Below are 14,357 nucleotides of genomic sequence, written 5' to 3'. Positions count from 1 at the left end.
AAACTTTGAACTTTGAATTTTGAATTTTGCATTTCTACAGGCTCCTCCCCCATGACCCCTGCCTCCTCACCCACCCCCTCACCCGCCTGGGCCGATCGCCTCGCCCCCCGGCGTTGGTTGGGGCCGGTGACGCTGCTGGGGCCAGCGGGGGTATGGCTGCTGGTACTGCTGGTGCTGCCCACCCTGCTCATTCTTGAAATCAGCCTCGTGCCGGGGCTGCGGCTGGGGCAGCCCAGCGGCGGCTACGGCCTGGGCAACTACCTACAAATTTTGCAGCCGGTGTACCTGCGGGTGATTGGGCGATCGCTGGCGTTTGCAGTGGGCTCTACGGCTCTGTGCCTGGTGCTGGGGTTTCCGGTGGCCTACTGGCTGGCGCTGATGTCGCCCCAGCGGTGGCGCAACCTGCTGCTGGTGGCGTTTATTCTGCCCCTGTGGACATCGTCGCTGCTGCGGGCCTACGCCTGGACGACCATTTTGCGCCCCAGCGGCGTGCTCAACGGGATGCTGACTGCGATTGGGCTACCCGCCCAAAACTGGCTGAATACGCCTACGGCGGTGTTTATTGGCCTCACCTACAGCTTTTTGCCCTACATGGTGCTGATTCTCTATGCATCGCTCGAAAAGCTCGACATTCGGCTGCTAGAGGCCGCCGCTGACCTGGGGGCCACCCCCCGCCAAAGCTTTTGGAAAATTACTGTACCCCAAACCCTGCCCGGCATTGCGGCGGCCAGTCTGCTGGTGTTCATTAGCACCCTGAGCGATTTTGTCGTGCCCACGCTGCTCGGTGGGGCCTCGTCGATGAATATCTCTCGGCTAATTTATAACCAGTTTCTCGGCCCTACCCGCGCCTGGGGGTTTGGCTCTGCCCTGAGCATGGTGCTGATTTTGGCGGTCAGCCTGGCGATCGCCCTCCTGATCCGCTACGGCGATCGCAACACCGTCACCGAAGCTTGATTCCCCATCCACCTATCCATTCACCCCGCGCCAGGACAGACCTATGTCTGTCCCTAACCTACCTAAAATCCAAAATCGCAAATCCAAAATTCGTAGCCCCCCATCTCCTCCACCTTCCCCACCTACTAACCCCCCGCCCATGCCCTCCCGCCCCGTCACCTGGCCTAGCCTCTTCACCGCGCTGATGTACGCTTTCATGTACTTCCCAATCATTGTGCTGGGGGCGTACAGCTTTAGCGACTCGCGCTACAGTGCCAGCTGGGGCGGCTTTAGTTTGCGGTGGTATCGGGCGCTGTTTAGCGATCGCCGCCTGCTGGCCGCCCTGCAAGATAGTCTGATCATCGCGATCGTAGCGGTAGCGATTTCGGCGGTGCTGGGCACGCTGATGGCGATTGGTCTAGCCCGCTACCGATTTCCGGGCAAGGGACTGTATCGGGGCATGTCGTATCTGCCGCTGATTATTCCTGACATTGCGATCGCAGTGGCGACCCTGGTGTTTTTGGCGTCGGTGGCGGTGCCCCTCAGCCTGGGCACCATCATTGCAGCGCATATGGTGTTTTGCCTGGCCTACATTGCGGTGGTGGTGTCTAGCCGCCTCCAGCGTCTTGACCCCAACCTCGAAGAGGCTGCTCTAGATTTGGGGGCAACCCACACCCAGGCGATGTTCAAAGTGCTGCTGCCCCAACTGGCACCGGGGATTTTGGCCGGTTGCCTACTGGCCTTTGTGCTCAGCATGGATGACCTGCTGATCTCCAGCTTTACCGCTGGGGGCGGTGCCAACCCGCTGCCCATTGAGATCTTTAGCCGGGTGCGCACGGGGGTAAAGCCCGATATCAACGCCCTCAGCGTGATGCTAATTTTGGGCTCAGCCCTGCTGGCGGGGATAGCTGAATATGTACGCTACTGGGGCGATCGCCAGCGGCAAAGCACCTAGAAGCTGTTCTGGCTCAATCCGACTTGGCCAGGAACATTCGCTCGCGTCTTGGCATCTAAGGAGTTCAGGTAGCCTAGCCAGTCGTTTCCTTTGGCTCAGCCAATCCGTAAAGCAGCCCAGCCTTACTCCACGGCAACTGCTTATCTAGTGATTTAAACCACCTGTTGCGCTGCTATCAATCACGCCTTGACCCGTTGAGGATCATGCCTCAGGGGAGGTTATATCACCTTGCAGTTGATGCCTACAGGCGATATTGGTTATAGCCTCAATTAGCTCAGGTCGTCACCATGCCTCAAACCACGAGCCAATCCCTTAAAGCCCTCGTCGATCAAATCTTTGCCGATCGCCGCATCAGTCGCCAGGTGCAGCGAGAGCTAATGGAAATTTTGCTCAGCCAACCCACCCTCAGCAACCAAGACCACGCCACTGCCCAGCGAGTGTTCGAAGCGATTCGCCAGGGACGACTGCGGGTGGTCGATTGAGCATGGTTTGATGGACGTTTGGCTTTGCAAAGACACCCAGGCTAGGTGGAGAGCTGCTAAAAGCAACCACCGCCCAAGCTAGACTCAGACGGCAGCGCGATCGCTAGAACATACCCCAGCCGCCTCTGGCCTATGGTGGGGCCGAGGCTGGAGCGGTTTTCGGGTTTGGATGACCTAGCCCTCTTCGCCTTCCTCAGGCTTGACGGTGGGAACGAAGTCGGGTTTTTCTTTGTTTTCCCAGCCAGCAGGGCGCTTGGAGTTGTACCAAGCGATGGAGCCAATGCTGACGGCGGCGATAAAGCCCACTACATACACCAGCACAAACGACGAACCTGCACCAGCTTCGCCTGCGATCGCAAAATAAAGTGACATAGCCAAATTAAACTCCGAAATCAGTTGTGTATCATCCTACGATGCCAAGCCATCCCTAGGGATCACTCCCAGGTCTGACCCTTGAAGGAGCCATAGGCATTGGCAAGCTCCAGGGCTCTACCCCAAGGTCTATTCCCCACCGACTGGCGGCGGAGCTTCCAGGGGCGGTGGCGGCGACACAATGGGGGGCGGGGCCGGAGCGGGAGCCGGGGCCACTGGGGCCGGGGCCACCGGAGCCGTATTGACGGGCTGAGGTGGGGGAGCCTGGGGCTCGGGGGCAGGTGGATCTTCAGTAATGACGGGGGCGGCTGATTCGGCGGGTGCTGGCGAGCTGTTGTTGGAGCTGTCGCTTGAGGCCGGTGCTGGTGCCGATTCGCTGCTGCTAGAGTTGCTCTCTTCCCGCCGCGCCCGGCGGCTTTCTCCCCCACTAGAGCTAGAGGCCGACTCTGAGGCTTGAGAAGGGCCTTTTTCAGCAATCACGCGACCGGGTTTGACCGGGCTGAGGGTAATGCTGCCCTTGCGCCCGCCCAGCCGGGGCACGCTCGGAAACTGCTCTACAGGAATATCGTCGGTGAGCTTGGCCATGAAGCTGCGCCAGACCGATGCCGCCATGCTGCTGGCACCGCTAGTGGGGGTGTTGTCGTCGTTGCCCATCCATACGCCCGCCACCAGCTGGGGAATGTAGCCCACAAACCACAGGTCACGATAGGATTCGGAAGTGCCGGTCTTGCCCGCCACTGGCCGCCCCAGGTAGGCATTGCTGCCGGTGCCCCCCTCCACAACACCGCGCAGCATCCAGGTCATGATGGCGGCGCTGTTGGCGTCAATGGCCTGCTCTGACTCATTGGGGCGTTCGTAGATCACTTCGCCACTGCTGTTCAGCACCCGACGAATGCCGTGGGCAGGGCGATGGATACCTTTGTTGGCCAGGGTGCCGTAGGCGCTAGTGAGCTCTAGCAGGTTGACCTCAGAGGTGCCCAGGGCCAGGGAATAGGCGGGCAGCAGGGGGGACTCAATACCCATACGCCCCGCCAGCTCAACTACTGGGTCAAAGCCTACATCCACCAGCAGCTTGACCGCTACAATGTTGACCGAGTTGCGCAGGGCCTGGAGTAAATCCATGCCGCCGCTGTAGTTTTTGCCGTAGTTCTTAGGCTCATAGCCATCAACCACGTAGCGGGCATCCATGTAGTTTTTGTAGGGCGACATGCCGCCTGCGATCGCCGCCGCGTACACAAAGGTCTTAAACGTGGAGCCCGGCTGTCGCTGGGCCTGGGTCACCCGGTTGAACTGGTTTTCGCTGGTGAAGTCGGTGCCCCCCACCATGGCTTTAATTTCGCCATTGCGGGGATCCACCGCCACCAGCGATACCTGTCCCACATTCTGCCAACCGCTGTAGCGGGCGACGGCGTCTTCAACGGTTTCTTCCGCCCGGCGCTGCCAAACTACATTGAGAGTGGTCTCGACGGTTAGCCCCCCTGCCTCTAGCTGGTCGGGGGGCAGCAGCGCCTCCAGCTGCTTTTGAATATAGATGGTGAAATAGGGAAACTCGCTGTAGAGAAACTTGGGTTGATTGGGGGTGACCGATACCTCTGTCGTGATCGCTTCTTCTGCCTCGACACCGCTGATCACATCGGTGGACAGCATGCGGCGAATGACGCGATCGCGCTGACTGCGGGCGGCCTCAGCATTGACCGTGGGGGAATACAGGCTGGGGGCGGGGGCCATACCGGCAATCATCGCCGACTCGGCTACGGTGAGCTGATCGATAGTTTTGCCAAAGTACACCCAGGAGGCGTCGGCCACGCCGTAGGCCCCAGACCCCAGGTACACCAGATTGAGGTAGCGCTCAACAATTTGCTCTTTGGTCAGACTGTCTTCGAGCTTAGTGGCCATCATGGCCTCTTTAATCTTGCGCTGAAAGCTGCGCTCCTGGTCGAGAAAGACGATGCGGGCCAGCTGCTGGGTAATGGTGCTGGCTCCTTCCACCAGCTCGCGGTTTTGCACGTTAGCCCAGGCGGCGCGGGCAATGCCGCGGTAGTCAACGCCGTCGTGCTCATAAAAGCGCTGGTCTTCGGAGGCAATAAATGCCTCCACCAGGTGCTCGGGCATGGCCTCATAGGTAATGGTTTCGCGGGTGGCGGGGCCAAGCTTCTGCAAAATTACCCCGTCCGCCGAGACCATGGTGACGGTGCCGTCGCGCTGATAGGTGAGAGCCTGGTCGGGGTCGGGCAGGTTAGCGTTGGTGGTCTCGAACACGCGGTAGGCGCGAGTGCCGCCCCCGGCAATGCCTGCCCCAGCCAGCAGCACCAGCCAAAATAGGGGACGCAAAAAGAGAGGCCGGTAGCGGCGCGGCAACTCCGGCTTTTCGCCCGATGGGCCAGGTTGGGATTCTACTCGCGGTGGAGAGACCCGCGCACCGTTGGCCACACTGGCCCCAGACCTGCTCCGTCCTGAGGGCCGCGACGATTTCCTCGAAGGAAACGACAGCCGGGTAAACCAAGATCGAGCCATAGCAGCGTTGCCCTTCACATCCTCTGTGAACTGTATGGGGTTTCGGCCATTTCTTCAAGGGTACAGCCGTGATTACGCGGATCCCTAAAGAGCGGTGTGCCCCAGTGCCAGCCCTGTTACCAGCATACCTAACACTAAAAAAGGCTGGGCGCTGGCCTGATACTTGACATCGTTGCCCAGGGGGTCGCGCAGAAAATACATATCCTGAAAGGTGATCTGGGGAATGATCAGCAGCACCAGCAGCACCGCGTAGAGGTTTTGGTGAATGGCCATCAGGTAGGCGGCGACGCCCCCCTGAAAGATGTCGATCGCCAGCACGCAAATCCAGGCGGCGGTGGTGACGCCAAACATCACCGGCAGCGACTTGAGCCCCATTTGGCGATCGCCCTCCACGCTCTTAAAGTCGTTGACCACCGCAATGCCCAGGCCTGCCAGGCTGTAGAACAGGGTGAGCACCACAATCTTCCAGGTCAGGGTGCCAAACAGGGCGTGGCCCGCCCACCAGGGTAGCGCGATGTAGCTGGCCCCCAGGGCGTAGTTGCCCAGCCAGCCGTTTTGCTTGAGCTTCAGCGGCGGCGCCGAGTAGATGTAGGACACCAGCGACCCGCCTACGGCCAGGGCGGTAATGGTGGGAAAGCTGTGGCCCGCCCAGCGGTCGAGGGCAAAGGCCACGGCGATGCCCCCCACCAGCAGCACCAGAATCTGCACCACCACCTGGGGAATGGAGATCGCCCCCGAGGGGATGGGCCGGTAGGGCTCGTTGATGGCGTCGATGTCGCGATCGTAGAAGTCGTTGATGGTTTGGGTATAGCCGGTCAGCAGCGGCCCCGACATCAGCATGCAGGCCGCTGCAATCAGTACGTACTCCAGGCTCCAGCGGTAATGGCCAGAGGAGGCTGCCCCACACACCACCCCCCAGATCAGCGGAATCCAGGTGATGGGCTTCATCAGCTGAAGACGAATCTTCCAAATCGAGGTTTCGCCAGCCTTGGCCCCCTTCATGCCCAACATCTGGCGGGCGGCGTTGCCCTGGGCTCCAGAAGCGATTTCAGAGGCGACTTCAGGGGCGATTTCAGCAGTAGGGGATTGGTCTGGAGCGTTGTTGACCGGAGTTGAGGACGGTGGTTCAGCCATGGTGAGGGAATGCTACGGGTCGATACAACGTCGATCAGAACTTAGGCAAAACTTAGGCGATCACTACCCACGGTGCCACATTTCTCGACTCAGAATCAAACCCTGGCCGAATCGAGGGTTGATTTTCCTGAGAATCAATGACATTGGAGCCGGGGCAATTCCCTTATGAAGGTCTACGCGATCGCCTTAGCTAAAGGAAATCACTAGGTGCTGATCCTGAAACTTGGCCCCGGCCACGGCTTTGCCCTGGAGTGCGGGGGGCAATAGCAGGTTGCGCCGCTGATCGCCCGCCTCAATGGTGACCTCGGGGCCATACTGGGTGAGCTTGACCTGGGTTTTGTCGAAGCTGGGTAGGAAGAGACGCACGGTCTTGGCTGCCGCATCCACGGTCACGGGGCGCGGAGCCGCTGCCGCCCACTGGGCGGGGTCAGGCAGCGCTGCCACCGCAGCATCCCATCCCTGGTCGATGACCGAGGGCAGGGGCACCTGGGGCAGGGGCGCAAAGGCGTGGATCTGCTCGGCATCGAGCACGCCATGGTTGACCAAAACGCCGCCCACCGTCAGCCCAATCTGCTGAGCGCTGCCCCACAGGTAGCGGGCCGTCGCCACCGATCCTGCCGTGGGCGTGGTGACTAAGAATGCGGCCATGCGGCTGGGGTTGGTCACCGCCTGGCGACCCTCTTCGAGCTGCGATCGCACCTGTCCAGTGGGCTGATCGAGCACATCCCCCGACCAGTCAACGGCGAGCACCGCCGAGGCCATGGGCTGTAAAAAGGGCGAGATCACCCGACCCACATCGGACTGCTGAAACACGCCGCGAAACCGGCGCAGGTACCAGTCGAGAATTTCGGGCATGCCCAGCATCCGCAGGGTGGCCAACGGATCGCTGCCGTCGTAGATGATCACGTCGTAGCGATCGCTGCTGTCGAACTGCCGCAGAGCGTTTAGCGCCAGGGCGCTATCCATACCCGGCATTACCCCTAGCTCTTGACCATAGACCGCCTTGAGAAAAGGCGTGCGCAGGTACTGCGACTCCAGCGCTTTGACTTCGTCCCAGCTCTGCTCCAGCAGGGCTGCGGTTTGAAACTGCATAGCCCAAAGGTTGGGCTCTAGCTCCTGGGGTTCTACGCTCAGAGCCTGGCCCAGCAGTAGCGCGGGTGCGGGCGTTACATCCTGAATGGCCAGCAGCACCCGCTGCCCGGCCCGCGCCCGCTGTTTGGCGGCGGCGATCGCCACAGTCGTACTGCCGCTGCCGCCCTTACCCAAGTAAGTGAGAATTAATGCCATAGAAAAACTGGGCCTACGCGTTGGTCAGGTCATCGCTGCTCAAAGCATTCCTAGGAATACACCAGAGCAAATTTGCCCCGCGTCTGCACCCTAAGGAACCTATGCCGATCATCTCGGGGACTGGGTCGCGGTGAAATCGGCCTAAAAGGGGAGATTGGCTGGGCATTCCCCGCTCTTAAGCTGTTGCCACCGTATTGACTGCCCTTGGTTTTTCCCTTGATTTCAATGGGGGGGCAGTAAAGAGGCACTCCAAATCTTAGCAGCTGCAAAAATTGCCTCGGCGAGGCCGTCTGCTACTGAATTGCAGACAGCTCATCTTCAAAGAACCAGGTGGTGTAGCGATCTTCAAACTCCACTACGACGCCAACGTCGCTGCCGTCCACCATTTTGAACTGGCTCACGACGCCGCGCTTGCCGAGGTAAGCCGCTACATTCTTAGAAACCCGATCGCGTAGTCGGGATACTTTCACCTTCTGGCCAATCTCTAAAGCCATGTCTGCTAAGGGCTCCAACTGCATGTCCAACGATAAAACCAAGAGACAGTGTATCAGCGTCTTGGCCCCTGGTGATCGTCATAATCCTCTATTGTGGAGCGGGGGAAGGGGTTAATTTGCGATCGGGGAAAATGGGGTTAGGGCGTGAGGGTAGATGGGTGAAGGATGAGGCCAAAGGGTGACGGGCCAAGGATGGTTTGATGTGACCAACGCGCAACAGCAGCACCTGTTGACTTCCTACCCACCCACCGTCCCACGGCTCCACTCGGGAAACTAAGGAGAACGCAATGCTGGCGAAACGGATTGTGCCCTGTCTAGATGTGAAGGCTGGACGGGTGGTAAAAGGAGTTAACTTTGTCGACCTGCGCGATGCGGGCGATCCGGTAGAGCTAGCCCAGGCCTATAACCAGGCCGGGGCAGATGAACTGGTGTTTCTCGACATCACCGCTACCCACGAAGACCGCGACATTATCTATGACGTGGTGTACCGCACGGCGGAGCAGGTGTTTATTCCCCTCACGGTGGGCGGGGGGGTGCAATCCTTAGAGACCATTAAAAAATTGTTACGGGCCGGGGCCGACAAGGTCAGCATTAACTCGGCGGCAGTCAAGCGGCCAGAGCTGATTAGAGAGGCCAGCGATCGCTTTGGAGCCCAATGTATTGTGGTGGCGATCGACGCCCGTCGCCGCAGCGATCCGGGCAATCCTGGTTGGGATGTCTACGTGCGTGGGGGTCGCGAGAATACTGGGCTTGACGCTCTTACTTGGGCCGAGGAAGTGGTTAACCAAGGGGCAGGCGAGCTGCTGGTCACCAGCATGGATGCCGACGGTACCCAGGCGGGCTACGACCTCGACCTCACCCGCGCCATTGCCGATCGCGTGCCGGTGCCGGTGATTGCCTCCGGCGGGGCCGGCAACTGCGACCACATTCACCAGGCCTTCACCGAGGGGAAGGCCGAGGCGGCCCTGCTGGCCTCACTGCTGCACTACGGGCAGCTAACGGTGCAGCAGGTGAAGGAGCATTTGCGCGATCGCCAGGTGCCCGTACGCCTGATCTAGTTATTGCCTGGTTGTTGACCTCAGCTAGTAAATCTGAAGACATTCTGTGGAAGCCATGCTGCTTTTATGAATGCCTGTTACGATGTGTAACATATAGACTCAGTCATTCATCTGACTATCCATATCGTTACAACAGTCATTGTTCCATGCTGCTGCTTATCCTGACTATTGTTATTGCCTTAGTGGCTTGGGCGCTCCGCCTGATGGAGCAAGCTGTCAAAGGTCAGGAATTTTCTCTGATGTTGGCGGGCTTTTTGGTGGCATCGTCTGCTGCCGCCCTGATGGGTGTCTATTTTCTGATGGGTAACTACATGCTCTATATGGATCATGCCGCTCAGCAGATGTCTACCATGGAAGCTTTAGATATTCCCTATTCCACCTACGCTAGCGCCACTCTGCCTGAGTCGGCCAATATGGTAAACGATTGGTTAGTACAGCTAGATTAGTTTGTCACTACAGCAGGTCATACCCCTAAAAAGCCGCCTAGAACCTGAGTTCTCTGGCGGCTTTTTGGCGATGTTTAAGACCGTTCGCCGCATTATGTTGCTAGGACTCAGCCGTTGCGGTAGGGTGCTATGCCGTGGCCATTTCCGCCCGTGGCATGGCTATCTTGGAAGGGGTAACGACCCTGGCGGTATGATTAGTGACCTCGATGAAGCCACGGTATTGCTCTGGTGAAAGACGCCTGGTTGGCGATCATGGCTGTCATCGTGCCCGGGATCGCGCCCTTCCCTTCGCGGCTGGGAGCGGCTGGCCTACCCAGGCATCCTTCTTTTAATTGAGTGCTCGCCAGGTGGCGGGGCCAACGATGCCGTCTACAGTGAGGTTGTTGGCCTCCTGGGCAGCCCGAACGGCGGCCTCAGTTTGGCTACCAAATACCCCATCGACGGTGCCCGTGTAAAATCCCTGGGTGCGCAAGCGCTGCTGGAGTTGTCGCACGACGTCTCCCTCCATGCCGGGGCGCAGCACCGGTAGAGCGACAGTGGCTGAAGACCCGTCGTTGGGATTGGTGGGCGCAGTTGAGGACGGGGGATTGGTGGCCGGCGGGGTAGTTTCGGCAGGAGCTGTGGCCGTCGGGGGATTGGCTTCCCCCGGTGGGGTTGGGAACAGGCGGCTCCAGGTGGCGGGGCCAACAATGCCGTCGGCGGTAACGCCCGCTGCGGTTTGAAACCGACGGGTGGCGGCGGCGGTGTCCTCTTGGTAGAGGCCGGTCACCGGGCCGGGGTGGTAGCCCAGCAGCATAAGCATCGATTGCAGCTCGCGCACCGACTCACCCTGGCTGCCAAGCTGAAGGGTAGGGCGCACAATGCGCCCGCCGCTCACGGTGGCGGTGGCGGGTTGGCTCGCCGGGGGAGCCTCCTCGGGTGGGGTTTGAGCTAAGACGACGGGAGCCGCTAGGCCGACGCCCAGGGCGATGGCGCAGCCTCCCCGGAGGGAAATCGCCACGGCTGTTTTCCAAAGGCGCTGGCTGGCCCCCCCTGGAGCCGTGAGCTGTATGAAAGGGGAGACGCGGAACATAGACTTGGCTCCAGGCAGGGTAACAAAGATCGGTAGAACCCTAAGGGCTTGACAGCAAGCATTATAGAATTGCTGTCAAAAAATAGACTACTACACCCCTTAAAATTCAACAGGGTCTTTACGGAGGGCGCTGGCAAAGCGAGGCAAGCCATGGGTCAAGCCAGTTCACAGCACGATCGCCTGACGGCAGCCCTAGAAGCCATTGTGATGGGCGATCGCAGCCTTCCTGACCCGCGCACTGTCGCAGACCTGGGGTGGCAAGGGGGGCTACTGCAAACGGCCACCGCCTGCGCCGGGGGAGCACTGCTGCTGCCAACGCGCTGGCGGCCTCACTTTCAGGCGCTGACCGGCCCCGCCGCCGCGATCAACGCCTTCCCCTACCTGTGGGTGATGGCCGATGCCCATGGGCACCATCGGGCCGCTGTGAATCGCTGGGTAGCCGATCTGGATTTGTCTGCTGAGTCCTCTCTCGCCTGCGAACAGTTGTTTGCCGCGCTCTGCCAGCAGCTGAAAATGGTTCCTGGCCTAGGGACTCCCGCCCTTGTGGTGCCCAGCCCCTGGAGGGATGGCCCTGGCTCTGTGGGGCAGGCCTTAGACCTGGTGATTCAGAGTCAGGGACAGTTTGCCGTGGCCCAGGGCGCAGCTCGCCAGCGGGGCTGGGGGCCTGCGGCCATCGCCCTGGTGGGGTTACTGACGGGGCTAGCCGCGGGGCGCGCTGGCCTAGGCGCGGCACTGCGTCAGCGTTGGCTGCTCGACTATTGCCCGGCCCAGTCTGACCCGTGGCAGGGGCTAGAAGCCTCGGCCCTGGCGGCCCTGGCGGAGTCACTGCACGGGCGCTGGGCTGGGGTAGCGTCCCAGACGGCATCCCCCGCTGTGCCCCTGGGGCTGAGGGGTTGAGCCGGCAGGCACAAACGTTGACCATAGCCGCCGCCTATAATAGCTTCAGAGAGGCCTCGGTTGGGTTCAAAGCCGCACTGCGGGGAAGTGGGTGCTCTCCAATCTTCAGTCTGGGGTTCCCCGGCCTCTGCCCACCCACATTAACTGTCTCAATCTATGAAGGCAATTCAAGACATTGTGGCTGCGGTCGAGCGCTGGTGGGTCTTAGAGCAGCAGGCGACGAAGCCGCTCACCCCGCGACCTACCCTGTTGCCGCGATCGCTATCCCTAGATTTAGATCTGATAGATACCAAGGCGATCGCAACCTCGGCCCAGCGCCGCCTCCCAGGACGGCCCCAGCCCTGTCGCCCTCTGCGGCGGCAAAAAAATATTCGCCACCCCCGCCTGGCCTTTGCCGTCACCGCCCTAGGATTAACGGCCATATTGGGACAGCGTTTCTACAATCAGCCGGGGTTGCAGGTGGGCAGCATTGCCCCCAATACTGTGCTGGCTCCAGGCACGGTGCGGGTCGAAGATAAAGAAACCACCGAAGAGCGCCGCCGCGATGCCCGCAGCGGTGCCCTGCGGGTGCTGCGGGTTGACCCCGCTGTCGATGACTCGGTGCTGCGATCGCTCAACGCGTTGATGGCCCAGGTGGGCGATGTTCGCCGTCAGGCCGGGGGAGTGCCCTTCGTCGCCACCAGCACGTTGTCGACCCAGGTGCAGGTCTACCTGCGCCGCTCCGACGATGCCACCTGGCTGAAGCTGCGCAGCCTGATCGACCCCCTGGCCGATGACAGCGCCAGGGGTGAGCAGGTGCCCTTGGAAACACTGCTGCGCAACCAAACTATTACCCCTGACCAGCAGACGGCCCTGGGCGAGCTGTGGGCCTACGGCCAGCGTTCTAGCAGCCAAGAGCTGGCAAAACTGCTGACGGCGGTAGAAAAGTCTCGCCAGAGCTATCAAGAGGCGATGGCCAATTTAACGCTGCTAGCTGCTCAGTCCGAGGGCGTTGCCGAGGCTCCACCTCTGTTTGATCTGCCTGTGCAAGACTGGGTCAGTGCCCAGGCCGAGATTCGCCAAGCCGCCGAGCGCATGCTGGCCCAGGGCATTCATGCTGGGCTGCCGCCCGAGATGTTGGATCGGGCGGCCTACCTTCAGCTCAAAGACAATCTGCCCCGTCCTATCGAGCCCCTGGCCCGTCAGCTCTTGCTCTCGACCCTAGAGCCCAACCTGGTCGAAGATAGCGATCGCACCCGTCAACAGGCCGACATGGCCGCAGAGGCCGTGAAGCCGGTGATTGTGGAGGTGCAGCAGGGCGAGCTGATTGTGTCGGCTGGAGAACCCATCAGCCAGGAACAGTTTGTGCTGCTCGACACCTTTAACCTCAGCCAGCGCCGCTTTAACTACTGGGGGCTGGCCATGTTTGGCGGGCTGGTGGCGGGTGGGGTGGGTCTGTTTTTGCTGGTTGAGCACTGGGTGCCCCACCGGCTGCGCCAAAAAGACTATCTGCTGCTGTCGGCGATGGTGATCAGCACTGGGGTAATGCAAATTTTTGGGGTAGCGGCCTACGGGCTACCGGCCATTGGACTGTTGGCGGGCAGCTTCTACGGCCCGGTGCTGGGCGGCACGCTGGTGGTGCTGGTGGCGGTGCTGCTGCCGGTGGGTTCGGCGGTGGGGGGCATTTCGTTTATGGCGGGGGCGGCGGGGGCGCTGGTGTGCAGCCTGCTGGCCAGCCGCATGCGATCGCGTGAAGAGTTGGCCCTGCTGGGCGGCGGTGTCGGCCTCACCCAGGGGGTGGTTTACCTGCTGCTGACCCTGGTGGTAAGCCCGGTTTCGTTAATTTCTGCCTGGTCGGTTATGCTCACTGGGGCCGCTCTTCAGGGCGTCTACGGGGTGATTTCTAGCATTGCCGCCCAGGGCTTGAGCCCCTACCTAGAGCACCTGTTTGACCTGGTCACGCCGATTCGTCTGGCCGAGCTGTCGAGCCCCAACCGCCCCATGCTGAAGCGACTGGCCTCGGAAGCGCCGGGCACCTTTCAGCACACTGTGTTTGTCTCGAGCCTGGCCGAGGCCGCTGCCCGCGCCCTGGGCTGTAACGTCGAGCTGGTGCGGGCCGGTACGCTCTACCACGACATCGGCAAAATGCATGACCCCCAAGGTTTTATAGAAAACCAGATGGGCGGCCCCAACAAGCACGACGAACTCAACGACCCCTGGCTCAGCGCCACAATCATTAAAAAGCACGTCACTGAGGGCATTGTGATGGCCCGCAAGTGTCGGCTGCCCAAGGCGGTGCGATCTTTCATTCCTGAGCACCAGGGCACGATGCTGATCAGTTACTTCTACCACCAGGCCCAGGAGCTGGCTAAGGATGAACCGGCCTTGGCGGTGAAAGAATCTGACTTCCGCTACGATGGCCCCATTCCCCAGTCGCCCGAGACCGGCATTGTCATGCTGGCCGACTCCTGCGAGGCGGCCCTGCGATCGCTCACCAATGCCACCCCCGATGAAGCCCTGGCGATGGTCAACCGCATCCTCCGCGCCCGCTGGAAAGACAACCAGCTGGTAGAATCGGGCCTCACCCGCGACCACATGACTCTAATTGCCGAGATTTTTGTGCAGGTGTGGCAGCAGTACAACCACAAGCGAATTGCTTACCCGAAGGCGGCGTTGGCACCGAAGGTGGGGTAGGAGAGTGAGGAAGTGAATGAGGTATGAATGTTAAATGTTG

13 protein-coding genes are annotated in these 14,357 nt (G+C 60.6%); 7 read left to right on the top strand and 6 right to left on the bottom strand.

Going from position 1 to position 14,357, the window contains the following annotated elements; all coding sequences use genetic code 11:
* Positions 1 to 51: 51 nt before the first annotated feature.
* The 3 genes from VB780_RS17720 (at position 52) to VB780_RS17710 (ending at position 2,370) form a co-directional block, all read left to right on the top strand.
* Positions 52 to 954: an ABC transporter permease gene (locus VB780_RS17720; protein WP_323352501.1), complete on the top strand. Its 903-nt coding sequence runs from the start codon at positions 52 to 54 to the stop codon at positions 952 to 954.
* A gap of 139 nt (positions 955 to 1,093) precedes the next feature.
* Positions 1,094 to 1,888 (top strand): ABC transporter permease, encoded by a 795-nt coding sequence (locus VB780_RS17715; protein ID WP_323352500.1) that lies wholly within the window; start codon positions 1,094 to 1,096, stop codon positions 1,886 to 1,888.
* 287 nt (positions 1,889 to 2,175) lie between these two features.
* On the top strand, positions 2,176 to 2,370 hold the full coding sequence (locus tag VB780_RS17710) for a hypothetical protein (RefSeq protein ID WP_323352499.1): 195 nt from the start codon (positions 2,176 to 2,178) through the stop codon (positions 2,368 to 2,370).
* Positions 2,371 to 2,544: 174 nt separating this feature from the next.
* Here the strand turns inward: VB780_RS17710 and psb35 are convergent, their stop codons facing one another.
* From psb35 to VB780_RS17685, 5 genes are all read right to left on the bottom strand, one after another.
* The gene (gene psb35, locus VB780_RS17705; RefSeq protein ID WP_323352498.1) at positions 2,545 to 2,742 is read right to left on the bottom strand and encodes a photosystem II assembly protein Psb35; all 198 of its coding nucleotides are present in this window, start codon (positions 2,740 to 2,742) and stop codon (positions 2,545 to 2,547) included.
* 129 nt (positions 2,743 to 2,871) lie between these two features.
* Entirely contained in the window at positions 2,872 to 5,256 is a 2,385-nt protein-coding gene (locus VB780_RS17700) for a PBP1A family penicillin-binding protein (RefSeq protein WP_323352497.1), read from the bottom strand.
* Positions 5,257 to 5,340: 84 nt separating this feature from the next.
* Positions 5,341 to 6,390 carry a chlorophyll synthase ChlG gene (gene chlG, locus VB780_RS17695; protein WP_323352496.1) on the bottom strand — a complete coding sequence of 350 codons (1,050 nt, stop codon included), beginning with the start codon at positions 6,388 to 6,390 and terminating at the stop codon, positions 5,341 to 5,343.
* Positions 6,391 to 6,576: 186 nt separating this feature from the next.
* The gene (locus VB780_RS17690) at positions 6,577 to 7,677 is read right to left on the bottom strand and encodes an ArsA family ATPase (RefSeq protein WP_323352495.1); all 1,101 of its coding nucleotides are present in this window, start codon (positions 7,675 to 7,677) and stop codon (positions 6,577 to 6,579) included.
* A 293-nt stretch (positions 7,678 to 7,970) separates the two neighbouring features.
* Positions 7,971 to 8,171: a DUF2862 domain-containing protein gene (locus tag VB780_RS17685; protein ID WP_323352494.1), complete on the bottom strand. Its 201-nt coding sequence runs from the start codon at positions 8,169 to 8,171 to the stop codon at positions 7,971 to 7,973.
* A 287-nt stretch (positions 8,172 to 8,458) separates the two neighbouring features.
* Here VB780_RS17685 and hisF point away from each other — a divergent pair, with 287 nt between their 5' ends.
* Both hisF and VB780_RS17675 read left to right on the top strand, forming a co-directional pair.
* Complete coding sequence (hisF, locus tag VB780_RS17680; RefSeq protein ID WP_323352493.1) at positions 8,459 to 9,229, top strand: imidazole glycerol phosphate synthase subunit HisF; 771 nt, start codon at positions 8,459 to 8,461, stop codon at positions 9,227 to 9,229.
* 146 nt (positions 9,230 to 9,375) lie between these two features.
* Positions 9,376 to 9,675 (top strand): hypothetical protein, encoded by a 300-nt coding sequence (locus VB780_RS17675; RefSeq protein ID WP_323352492.1) that lies wholly within the window; start codon positions 9,376 to 9,378, stop codon positions 9,673 to 9,675.
* 328 nt (positions 9,676 to 10,003) lie between these two features.
* Here the strand turns inward: VB780_RS17675 and VB780_RS17670 are convergent, their stop codons facing one another.
* On the bottom strand, positions 10,004 to 10,675 hold the full coding sequence (locus tag VB780_RS17670) for a peptidoglycan-binding protein (protein WP_323352491.1): 672 nt from the start codon (positions 10,673 to 10,675) through the stop codon (positions 10,004 to 10,006).
* 222 nt (positions 10,676 to 10,897) lie between these two features.
* Here VB780_RS17670 and VB780_RS17665 point away from each other — a divergent pair, with 222 nt between their 5' ends.
* Together VB780_RS17665 and VB780_RS17660 are read left to right on the top strand one after the other, a co-directional pair.
* Positions 10,898 to 11,644, top strand: coding sequence for a hypothetical protein (locus VB780_RS17665; RefSeq protein WP_323352490.1), 747 nt, complete (start codon positions 10,898 to 10,900; stop codon positions 11,642 to 11,644).
* 156 nt (positions 11,645 to 11,800) lie between these two features.
* The gene (locus VB780_RS17660) at positions 11,801 to 14,317 is read left to right on the top strand and encodes an HDIG domain-containing metalloprotein (RefSeq protein WP_323352489.1); all 2,517 of its coding nucleotides are present in this window, start codon (positions 11,801 to 11,803) and stop codon (positions 14,315 to 14,317) included.
* Positions 14,318 to 14,357 lie beyond the last annotated feature (40 nt).

Origin of the sequence: Leptolyngbya sp. CCNP1308, assembly GCF_034932455.1 — a bacterium.
In the GTDB taxonomy this organism is placed as follows: domain Bacteria; phylum Cyanobacteriota; class Cyanobacteriia; order Phormidesmidales; family Phormidesmidaceae; genus Nodosilinea.
Note: the sequence above shows the minus strand (reverse complement) of the source record. Positions and strands in the feature narration are given on the sequence as shown.

Coding starts and splice junctions, on each gene's coding strand:
- VB780_RS17720 (WP_323352501.1), top strand. CDS start 52: ATGACCCCTGCCTCCTCACCCACCCCCTCACCCGCCTGGGCCGATCGC.
- VB780_RS17715 (WP_323352500.1), top strand. CDS start 1,094: ATGCCCTCCCGCCCCGTCACCTGGCCTAGCCTCTTCACCGCGCTGATG.
- VB780_RS17710 (WP_323352499.1), top strand. CDS start 2,176: ATGCCTCAAACCACGAGCCAATCCCTTAAAGCCCTCGTCGATCAAATC.
- psb35 (WP_323352498.1), bottom strand. CDS start 2,742: ATGTCACTTTATTTTGCGATCGCAGGCGAAGCTGGTGCAGGTTCGTCG.
- VB780_RS17700 (WP_323352497.1), bottom strand. CDS start 5,256: ATGGCTCGATCTTGGTTTACCCGGCTGTCGTTTCCTTCGAGGAAATCG.
- chlG (WP_323352496.1), bottom strand. CDS start 6,390: ATGGCTGAACCACCGTCCTCAACTCCGGTCAACAACGCTCCAGACCAA.
- VB780_RS17690 (WP_323352495.1), bottom strand. CDS start 7,677: ATGGCATTAATTCTCACTTACTTGGGTAAGGGCGGCAGCGGCAGTACG.
- VB780_RS17685 (WP_323352494.1), bottom strand. CDS start 8,171: ATGGCTTTAGAGATTGGCCAGAAGGTGAAAGTATCCCGACTACGCGAT.
- hisF (WP_323352493.1), top strand. CDS start 8,459: ATGCTGGCGAAACGGATTGTGCCCTGTCTAGATGTGAAGGCTGGACGG.
- VB780_RS17675 (WP_323352492.1), top strand. CDS start 9,376: ATGCTGCTGCTTATCCTGACTATTGTTATTGCCTTAGTGGCTTGGGCG.
- VB780_RS17665 (WP_323352490.1), top strand. CDS start 10,898: ATGGGTCAAGCCAGTTCACAGCACGATCGCCTGACGGCAGCCCTAGAA.
- VB780_RS17660 (WP_323352489.1), top strand. CDS start 11,801: ATGAAGGCAATTCAAGACATTGTGGCTGCGGTCGAGCGCTGGTGGGTC.